The 9,612-nt window shown below is 66.9% G+C and carries 7 protein-coding genes; 1 reads left to right on the top strand and 6 read right to left on the bottom strand.

Translation table 11 applies throughout. The features are described from left to right. On the bottom strand, window positions 1-430 hold a 430-nt coding region (locus AC1D34_RS28105), incomplete at its 3' end, for an alcohol dehydrogenase catalytic domain-containing protein (RefSeq protein WP_476825972.1). Between the two features lie 98 nt (window positions 431-528). Between AC1D34_RS28105 and AC1D34_RS28110 the strand changes: the two genes are divergently transcribed. Further along, a complete protein-coding gene (locus tag AC1D34_RS28110; protein ID WP_476825973.1) occupies window positions 529-885 on the top strand; it encodes a winged helix-turn-helix transcriptional regulator in 357 nt (118 codons plus the stop codon). 3 nt (window positions 886-888) lie between these two features. Here the strand turns inward: AC1D34_RS28110 and pobA are convergent, their stop codons facing one another. The 5 genes from pobA to AC1D34_RS28135 all read right to left on the bottom strand — a co-directional run. Next, complete coding sequence (pobA, locus tag AC1D34_RS28115) at window positions 889-2,061, bottom strand: 4-hydroxybenzoate 3-monooxygenase (RefSeq protein ID WP_476825974.1); 1,173 nt, start codon at window positions 2,059-2,061, stop codon at window positions 889-891. A gap of 62 nt (window positions 2,062-2,123) precedes the next feature. After that, entirely contained in the window at window positions 2,124-2,825 is a 702-nt protein-coding gene (locus AC1D34_RS28120) for an HAD family hydrolase (RefSeq protein WP_476825975.1), read from the bottom strand. Window positions 2,826-2,827: 2 nt separating this feature from the next. After that, a complete protein-coding gene (locus AC1D34_RS28125; protein WP_476825976.1) occupies window positions 2,828-3,712 on the bottom strand; it encodes a transglutaminase family protein in 885 nt (294 codons plus the stop codon). Continuing rightward, window positions 3,709-6,228, bottom strand: coding sequence for a circularly permuted type 2 ATP-grasp protein (locus AC1D34_RS28130; protein ID WP_476825977.1), 2,520 nt, complete (start codon window positions 6,226-6,228; stop codon window positions 3,709-3,711). Before AC1D34_RS28130 ends, AC1D34_RS28125 begins: the two co-directional genes overlap by 4 nt. Before the next feature lie 8 nt (window positions 6,229-6,236). Continuing rightward, the coding region (locus AC1D34_RS28135) for a transglutaminase family protein (protein WP_476825978.1) at window positions 6,237-9,612 on the bottom strand (3,376 nt) is incomplete at its 5' end.

Genomic DNA, 9,612 nt, shown 5'->3' on the forward strand with positions numbered 1-9,612 from the left:
CCTTGACCTTGAGCCGGTCGAACAGTGTCTCCCAGGCGGTGATCGCGGTCAGCGGCAGCGCGGCGGCCTCGGCGAAGCCGAGTGTGGTGGGCTTGGGCCCGACGATGCGCTCATCGACGAGATGGAACTCGGCATTGCTGCCGGGGCGATCGATCGCGCCGGCATAGAACACCGCATCGCCCGGTTTGAAGCCCGTCACCTCGGGCCCCACCGCCTTGACGATGCCGGCAGCGTCCCAGCCGAGGACCTTGGTATCGCCAGGCTTCGGCTCACTGCGCATACGCACCTTGGTGTCGACCGGGTTCACCGAGACGGCTTTCACCGCGACGAGAAGGTCTCGTCCGGTTGCCACAGGTTCGGGCAGATCGAGATCGAGCAAGGCCTCGGCCGATGAAATGGCGAGGGATTTACGATAGCCGATGGCGCGCATGGCGGGCTCCATGATTGCGGGAGCTCTGAGATGAGAGATACACTCGTTCATCGCAAGAACGCACAATTTTCGCATATAGTATCGAAAAGGATACCGTCATGCGCCGGGCGCGCCACAAGACCCTGAACTGCCTGCCGGGCTGTCCGGTCGAGAGCACGCTCGCCCTGATCGACGGCAAGTGGAAGGGCATCATCCTCTATTTCCTGATGGACGGGACGATGCGCTTCAACGCGATCCGCAAGCGCATGCCGCAGGTGACCCAGCGCATGCTCACCAATCAGCTGCGCGAGCTGGAGGCCGATGGCCTGATCATTCGCGTCGTCTATCCCGAAGTGCCGCCTCGGGTGGAATACAGCCTCTCCGCGCGTGGCCGGAGCCTTGAGCCGATCATCCTGGCGCTCAAGGCCTGGGGCGAAGCCAATCTGCGGACTGCGCCGGTCGAAGCAGCCGCCTGAGCTTCAATAGGGCAGGCCGACATAGTTCTCGGCCAGTGCCGCCATGGCGTGGTCCGACGAGACGAGATAATCGAGCTCCGCCCGCTGCATCCGCCGTGCGAAGGCGCCGTTCTCCGGGAAATGGTGCAGCAGCGAGGTCATCCACCAGGAGAAGCGTTCGGCTTTCCAGACACGCGCCAGGGCCCTGGCCGAATAGGCGTCGATCCCGGCCGATGAGCTCTCCGTGAAACGCTCGATCAGCGCCTGCGACAGGTAATGCACGTCGCTGGCCGCGAGATTGAGCCCCTTGGCGCCGGTCGGCGGCACGATATGGGCGGCATCGCCGGCCAGGAAGAGGCGCCCGAACCGCATCGGCTCGGCGACGAAGGAGCGCAGCGGCGCGATCGACTTCTCGAACGACGGGCCGGTGACGAGCGCCTCGGCGGTTGCCGGATCAAGGCGCCGGCGCAATTCGTCCCAGAAGCGCTGATCCGACCAGTTCCCGACATCGTCGTCGAGCGAGCACTGCACGTAGTAGCGACTGCGGTGGGGGGAGCGCATCGAGCAGAGCGCGAAGCCGCGCTCATCACCGGCATAGATCAGCTCATGCGAGACGGGTGGCACCTCGGCGAGGATGCCGAGCCAGCCGAAGGGATAGACCCGCTCAAAGCTCTGGAGCGCAGCCTCGGGAATGCTGGCCCGCGAAATGCCGTGATATCCGTCGCAACCGGCAATGAACTCGCAATCGAGGCGATGCGTCTGACCATCCCTGACGAAGGTGACKGAGGGCTTGTCGCGGTCGAAATCATGCAGGACGACGWTCTCAGCCTCGAAAACGGTCGCGGCACCGGACGCCTCGCGCAGGTCCATCAGGTCGCGCGTGGCTTCGGTCTGGCCATAGATGGTGACGTGCTGGCCGCCGGTCAGTCGGGCGAGGTCGACATGGTGGCGCGCCCCACCGAAGAGCAGGTCGAAGCCATCATGCCTGAGGCCCTCGGCATGCAGCCGGCCCGCGGCGCCGACCTCCTCGAGCAACCGCACCATGCCTTGCTCGAGCACGCCGGCACGAATGCGTGAAAGCACATAGTCGCGGCTCTTGCGCTCGACGATGACGGTGTCGATGCCGGCTTTGTGCAGCAACTGGCCGAGCAGAAGCCCGGCCGGGCCCGAGCCGATGATGGCGACCTGCGTGCGCACGAGCGTTCCCTGCAACCCTCGCACTCAGCCGGCGAGCCGCAATTAGGTTGCCATAGCAACGATCACGGGAAAAGCGTGATCTCCAGTTCCGCGATGCTGCCGAGGCAGAGATCGCTGATCGGCTCCAGCGTCGTGCGCGTTCCAGTTCCTGTCAGCACGCCGATACGCAGGCCGGCAGCGGCCGCTCGGCCCATTTCCATGTCATGGGCGTTGTCGCCGATCACGGCGACTTCGCCAGGCGCAAGCCCGCAGGCGGCGCAAAAGGCCTGCACCATACCGGGGCCCGGTTTGGCGCCATGTCCGGAATCATAGCCCGCGACGAAGGAAAGATGCGGCGCGATGCCGAAATGCGTGGCTGTGGCCGAGACCGCTGCGGCGCTGTCGCTGGAAGCGATTCCGAGCGCGAGGTGGCGGGCGCGCAGGCGCTCGAACAGCGCGGATAGCTCGCAGACCGGAACCATCCGCACGACCGCAGCCTGAAAGAGAGCATCAAGACGCTCGACCAGGGGGGCAATGCCGAGCGGGCTTCCCGCTTCATGCCAGGCTTGCGCCAACTCCTCGGTATTCCCGGCTGCGAGCAGGCTGTCGGCCACCGCCTGGCCGGTCTCCGGATCGGCTCCCGCGCGCCGCAGCAGGTCGGCGGCCAGCATCGCGTCGCCATCGGCCGCCAGCAGTCCGGCCTCGCGGTTGATCGGCGGCCAACTCGCGCCATAGTCGAACAGAGTGCCGTCCTTGTCGAAGAGCAGTCCACGCAGCGGCAGCACCCTCAGGCTTCCTGCACCGGAATGACGTCGACGGCGACGCCGACCTTTTGCGTGCCGGGACCGACGATCACGCCATCGAGCGGCGAGACATCGGCATAGTCGCGGCCGATCGCGGTGACGATATGATCGTCGGCGACGACGAGATCATTTGTCGGGTCGAGGCCGATCCAGCCCGTCTCCGGCCCGCACCAGAGATGCACCCAGGCATGGCTGGCGTCGGCCCCTTCGAGACGTTTTTCACCGGGCGGCGGAATGGTGCGGATATAGCCGCTGACATAGGCGGCCGGCAGGCCGAGCCCACGCAGCCCGGCGATCATGATATGCGCGAAATCCTGGCAGACGCCGTGGCGCTGGCGGAAGGCTTCCGCCAGCGGGGTCGAGACTTCGGTTGCCTCGGGATCATAGACGAAATCGGTGCGGATGCGGCGCATCAGCTCGCTCGCCGCTTCCAGCACGGGGCGCTGCGGCGCAAAGCTGGAGCGCGCATAATCGACCACCTCGGCGACCGGCGGCACCAGCCGACTGGGAAAAAGCTGATGCGCCGGGGAATTCGGCGCGAGGCTGTTGGACGCCAGCGCCAGTGCACCGACCTCTTCCCAGCCGCGCGTCAACCCGGGAAAGGGCGCCGCCGGCCGGTTCACCTCGACCCGCGCCCGCATGTCGAGCTTCAGCTCGCGATGCGGCTTGGTGATGGTCAAGGTCGTCATGTGGTTGCCGAAGAAGCAGATCCCGTCATTGCGCTCGCTGGTGCGCGGCGTCACGCTCAGGCTGCTCTTGCGCACGCTCTGGCCGACGCCGTCACGCGGCAGCAGCCGCAGGATGCAGCGTGCAAAGGGCACAGGCCGACTATAGGCATAGGTCGTGACATGACGGACGTCGTAGATCACGCGATGCCTGTCATCCGCGAGCCTTCGGGTTCGCTGTTCTGCAGGAAGTAGCGGTCCGCCACGGCGCTGGCCAACCCCATCAGCAACTGCTCGAACAGCAGGATGCTGGTGCGGTCGAGGCGGCTTGCCTCGGCGGTGCGGCATTCGGCAGCGAGCTTGAGCGCGAGCCGGCGCGGCGCTTCCAGCATGCCGTCTTCGCTCAGCGTCGGCAGCGCGGCGATCTCGACATCGAGGCGATCGATCTGGAAGGCGACCGAGCGCGGATTATAAGGGTCGAGCATCACGAGATCGAGCACGGGCGCGAGCGCGGGGCCGAGCAGATAGCGGGAGCGGTACGTGATCTGCGAATCGGTCAGGTCGAGGAGAGCGTCGAGGCAGTCGCCCGGTGCAGACGAGTCGGCAAAATGGCGGGCGAAACGGCAGGTCGCGATGCCACGCTCCAGCCGCCGCCCGATATCGAGGAAGCGCCAGCCCGCACCCCGCACCATATTCTCCTGGCTCAGGCCCGAGAAGGCGGCGAGCGTCTTCAGGGCGGTGTCCGCCGTTTCATAGGCATCGCCCTCGCTCGGCTTGTCGCCGTTGAGCGTCAGCTGCCGCTGCAGGTCGCCGAAGAGGCGCCAGGCGTCGATCGACAGGCGTTCGCGAATGACCGACGCCGTGCGCCGCGCTTCGCGGACGGAGGATAGGGCGGAGCCGTATTGGTCGAGGCTGTGCAGCGCGTCGGAGGCCTGGGAGGCGGTGGAATGCTCCTTGCCCGTCGGGGCGGCGCCCCAGGCGATCAGCAGGTTGGCGAGGCGGCGCAGGGTCTCGGCCCGCTCGGGCGTGGCATCGTCGGCATCGATCAGCCGGCCGAGCAATGCGCGCACCAGCCGCAAGGTCGCCTCGGTGCGCTCGAGATAGCGTCCGAGCCAGAACAGGTTGTCGGCCGCGCGGCTCGGCATGGTACCGATGATGCGGCGGATGCTGATGCGGTCGGCGCTTGGCAGCAGCGTTACCTGCTCGACGGGCGTGTCGGACGTGATCCAGACATCGCTGGAGCGCACGCCATTGCCAAGCGTGACGGCGCGTGCATCGACATCCTCGGAGATGCGGCAGAAGCCGCCCGGCATCACCTTCCAGCCGTCGGGAGTCGCAGCCGCGAAGACGCGCAGCGTCATCGGGTGCGGCTGCAGCCGGCCGCCCTGGAAGACCGGCATGGTCGAGAGGCGCACGATCTCCTGCCCGACATAGTCGAGCCCGCGTGCCTCGATCCGTGCCTGAAGCGCCGAGCGGGCATCAGGCGAAAACTCGCCGGGCAGGATCGTGTTGCCATTGAGGCCATCGACCGAGGCGCGGAAGGCCGACGAGATACTCATCTCGCCAAGCCGGTCGATCACCTCGGATCGTGCACGCTGCTGCCCGCACCACCAGGTCGCGATATGTGGCAGGATCAGTTCGTCGCCGAGGATATGTTCGGCGAGGGCCGGGAGGAAGCCCATGAGGGCTCGCGCTTCGACGACGCCCGAGCCGAGCCCATTGGCGATCTGGACATTGCCTTGCCGCACCGCCTGGACGAGACCGGCGACGCCGAGCGCGGAGGCTGAGTTGAGCTCAAGCGGGTCGGAGAAATCGCCGTCGATCCGCCGCCAGATCACGTCGGCACGCTTCAAGCCCGCGATGGTGCGGACATGGACGCGTCCGTCGCGCATCAGGAGGTCGCCGCCTTCGACCAGCAGGAAGCCGAGATAGCGTGCGAGATAGGCGTGCTCGAAATAGCTTTCGTTGAGCGCGCCCGGTGTCAGCAGGCAGATCCGCGGCTCGACCCGGCGTGAGCTTGCCGCGAGACCGGCCCGGAAACCCTGGAAGAACGAGGCCAATCGCTCGACATTCATCGTCCGGAACAGGTCCGGGAAGGCGCGGCCCAGGGCCAGCCGGTTCTCCAGCGCATAGCCCGCTCCGGACGGGGCCTGGGTACGGTCGCCGAGCACCCACCAGCGGCCATCCGGCCCGCGTCCGAGATCGGCGGCATAGAGCTGGAGCGTGCCACCATTGGCCGTGCCCTGCAGCGGGCGCAGATAGTCCGGGCTGCCGGTTACGACCGCCGCGGGCAGCAGGCCCTTGGCKATCATCTCGCCGGGTCCATAGATGTCGCCAAGCAGGGAGGAGAGCAGCGTCGCACGCTGCGCCACGCCGGCAGCGATGGTCTGCCATTCCGCGCCGGGGATGATCAACGGGACATGATTCAGCGGCCAGGAGCGTTCCCCGGCCAGCGGGTCGCTCGCGTCGAGATCGCCATGCACGCGATAGGACACGCCGGTGTCGCGGACATGGCGATCCGCCAGCCCGAAGCGATGGCCGAGTTCATCCTGGGAGAGCCCGCTCCACTCGGCGAGAAACGGTTCCCAATGCGGACGTACACTGCCATCGGGCGCCATGAACTCGTCATAGGCTCCGGGCAAGGGGCGATAATCGGCCAGCAGCGCATTGCGCCGCTCCGCTCGGAGACGTGTCGACGGCGATCGGCCCTGCAAAGCCATGGCCTTGGTTAGAGTCCTGCTGGACGGCGCAGATCGAGGGTCATCGGAAATTCCGGGCTGCGCTCTTCCACCGGAATCACCAGCGCGCCGGGACTATGACCGATGGATTCGAAACGGGCGAGGCGGCGTGCCTCGGCCTCGTAGGAATTCACCGGCGGTGTCTCATAATTGCGCCCACCGGGATGGGCGACATGGTAGACGCAGCCGCCGAGCGACCGGCCGACCCAGCTATCGACGATGTCGAAGGTCAGCGGCGCATGCACGGGAATTGTCGGGTGCAGCCCTGAGGCCGGCTGCCAGGCCTTGAAGCGCAGGCCTGCGATCGCCTCGCTGGAGCCCGCGACCGGGGTCATCGGCAGGCGCCGTCCGTTGCAGGTGATGACGTGGCGACCGGGAACGAGCCCGCTTGCCTTGACCTGCAGCCGCTCCACCGAGGAATCGACATAGCGCACGGTGCCGCCGATCGCTCCCTGCTCGCCCATGACGTGCCAGGGTTCGAGGGCCTGGCGCAGCTCGAGCTCGACCCCGCCATGGTTGACCTTGCCGTAGAACGGGAAGCGGAACTCCTGCTGTGCTTCGAACCAGACCKGGTCGAACGGATAGCCGGCATGCGCGAGATCGGCGAGCACCTCGCGGAAATCCTGCCAGATCATCTCCGGAAGCATGAAGCGGTCATGCAGGCTCGTGCCCCAGCGCACCAGCTTGCCCTGCTGCGGCTCGCGCCAGAACCAGGCGATCAGCGCGCGCACCAGAAGCTGTTGCGCCAGTGACATGCGCGCATCCGGCGGCATCTCGAAGGAGCGGAACTCGATCAGGCCTAGCCGGCCGGTCGGCCCGTCCGGCGAATAGAGCTTGTCGATGCAGATCTCGGTGCGGTGGGTGTTTCCGGAAACATCGACCAGCAGGTTGCGGAACAGCCGGTCCACGAGCCAGAGCGGAATCGGCTTCTCACCCGGCTTCGGCACCGCCGCAAGGGCGATTTCGAGCTCGTAGAGCTGGTCGTGCCGGGCTTCGTCGATGCGTGGCGCCTGGCTGGTCGGCCCGATGAACAGGCCGGAGAACAGGAAGGAGAGGGAGGGGTGTCGCTGCCAGTAGAGGATGATGCTCCTCAGCAGATCGGGGCGGCGCAGGAAGGGGCTGTCGGACGGCGTGACACCGCCGAGCACGACATGGTTGCCACCGCCCGTTCCGGTATGGCGGCCGTCCACCATGAATTTCTCGGCGCAGAGCCTGGCCTGACGCGCCTCCTCATAGACGCCACGCGTGATCTCGACCGCATCGCGCCAGCTCTTTGCAGGATGAATATTGACCTCGATCACGCCGGGGTCGGGCGTCACCTTGATGACATTGAGGCGCGGGTCGGAGGGCGGAGCATAGCCCTCGATATGGACGGCGATCCCGGTCTGCTCGGCCACGGCCTCGACGCTGGCGATCAGGTCGAGATAGTCCTCCAGGCGCTCGACGGGGGGCAGGAACACGCAGAGCACATTGTCCCTGACTTCGAGACTCAGCGCGGTGCGCACATGCTCGCGCCCGATCTCCTGCTCGACGCGATCCTGGGCCGCAGCGCCTGCGGGGGCCTCGCCCGGGATCGAGAATTGGGCATGCCGGTGCACCGTGGGCGCGGGCTCTGCCGCGAGCGCCGCAGGCGCGCTGCCGGGCGAGGGCAGGGGGCCGCGCGCCTCCATCGGATCCTGCGGGTGGATATGCGGGTATTCCGCCTCCGGCACGGCTGGCAGCGAGCCGAGCGGCAGACGATAGCCGACCGGTGAATCGCCCGGCACCAGGAAGAGCTTGCCGCGTCTCAGCGTCCATTTCTCGGAGCGCCAGCGCCGGTCGCCTGCCTGGCTCTGCCAGCGCTGCACCGGGATGACATAGCCGCGCGGATTGCCGAGGCCGAGCTGGAAGACACGGGCCATGCGGGCGCGTTCCTCCGGATCGGCGAGGCGCGGGTCGAGCGGGTCGACATTGTCTGGAAGCTGCGCCTCCTTGAGCAGCCAGTGGCCGGTATCCTCATAGGCGGGCAGGACATGGTCGGCACCGACGCCCAGTTTCTCCGCAAGGCCCGATGCGAGCGCCTCGGCATCGCGGGTCGAGGTTGCCGCTTCCAGTTCACGGTCGCCGCCGGTTACGGCGCCGGGCTCGCGCGCGATCAATGCGGCATTGCGCCAGATCGGCTCGCCGTCCTCGCGCCAATAGAGCGCGAAGGCCCAGCGCGGCAGGCTTTCGCCCGGATACCACTTGCCCTGGCCGTAATGCAGCATGCCGCCCGGCGCGAAGCGGCTGCGCAGGCGGCGGATCAGTTCGTCAGCGCGCCGGCGCTTGGTCGGGCCGACCGCGGCGGTGTTCCACTCCGCGCCCTCCTGATCATCGGTCGCGACGAAGGTCGGCTCGCCGCCCATCGTCAGGCGCACATCCTGCGCTGCGAGATCGCCATCGACCCTCTCTCCCAACGCATCGAGGCGGTGCCACGACTGGTCGGAAAAGGGCAGGGTGATGCGCGGCACTTCATGCACGCGCTCAACGCTCATCGCGAAGTCGAAGGTCGTCTCGGCATAGCTGGCAACGCCGCTCACCGGCGCGGCCGAGCGAAAATGCGGTGTCGCCGCGAGGGGCAGATGGCCTTCGCCGGTCAGCAGCCCCGATGTCGGATCGAGCCCGATCCAGCCCGCGCCGGGAATATAGACCTCGGCCCAGGCGTGGAGATCGGTAAAATCCTTGTCGGTCCCGCGCGGCCCCTCGAGCGGGTCGATATCCGCCTTCATCTGAATCAGGTAGCCGGAGACGAAGCGAGCGGCGAGCCCGAGCTGGCGCAGGATCTGGACCAGCAGCCAGCTTGTGTCGCGGCACGAGCCCGATTTGATGTGGAGCGTGTGCTCCGGCTCCTGCACGCCGGGTTCCATCCGGATGCCATAGGCGATCATGCCCTGCAGCCGGGCATTGAGATCAACGACGAAGTTCACGGTGTTGACCGGCTCGCGCGGAACCCTGGCGAGGAGGTCGATCAGCAGCGGCCCGGCCGGTTCGGTGACGAGATAGGGAGCGAGTTCCGCCTGGAGTTCCTCGGGATAGACGAAGGGGAAGACCTCCGCGTTGGTCTCGACGAAGAAGTCGAAGGGATTGATGATCGAAAGCTCGGTGACGAGATCGACTTCGATGCGGAATTCGCTCACCGGTTCGGGAAAGACGTAGCGGGCGAGCCAATTGCCGCTCGGATCCTGCTGCCAGTTCACGAAATGCTGCGCTGGCGAGACCTTGAGCGCGTAGCTCTTGATCGCTGCGCGGCAATGCGGAGCGGGCCTCAGCCGGATGATCTGCGGGCCGAGCACGACAGGGCGATCGTAGCGGTAATGGGTGACGTGGTTCAGCGCGGCGATGATGGCC

The sequence above is a fragment of the Allobosea sp. P1_A7 genome (genome assembly GCF_056406775.1).

Bases quoted from the DNA above. Each gene is read 5' to 3' on its own strand.
- AC1D34_RS28110 (WP_476825973.1), top strand. From the start codon at position 529: ATGCGCCGGGCGCGCCACAAGACCCTGAACTGCCTGCCGGGCTGTCCG.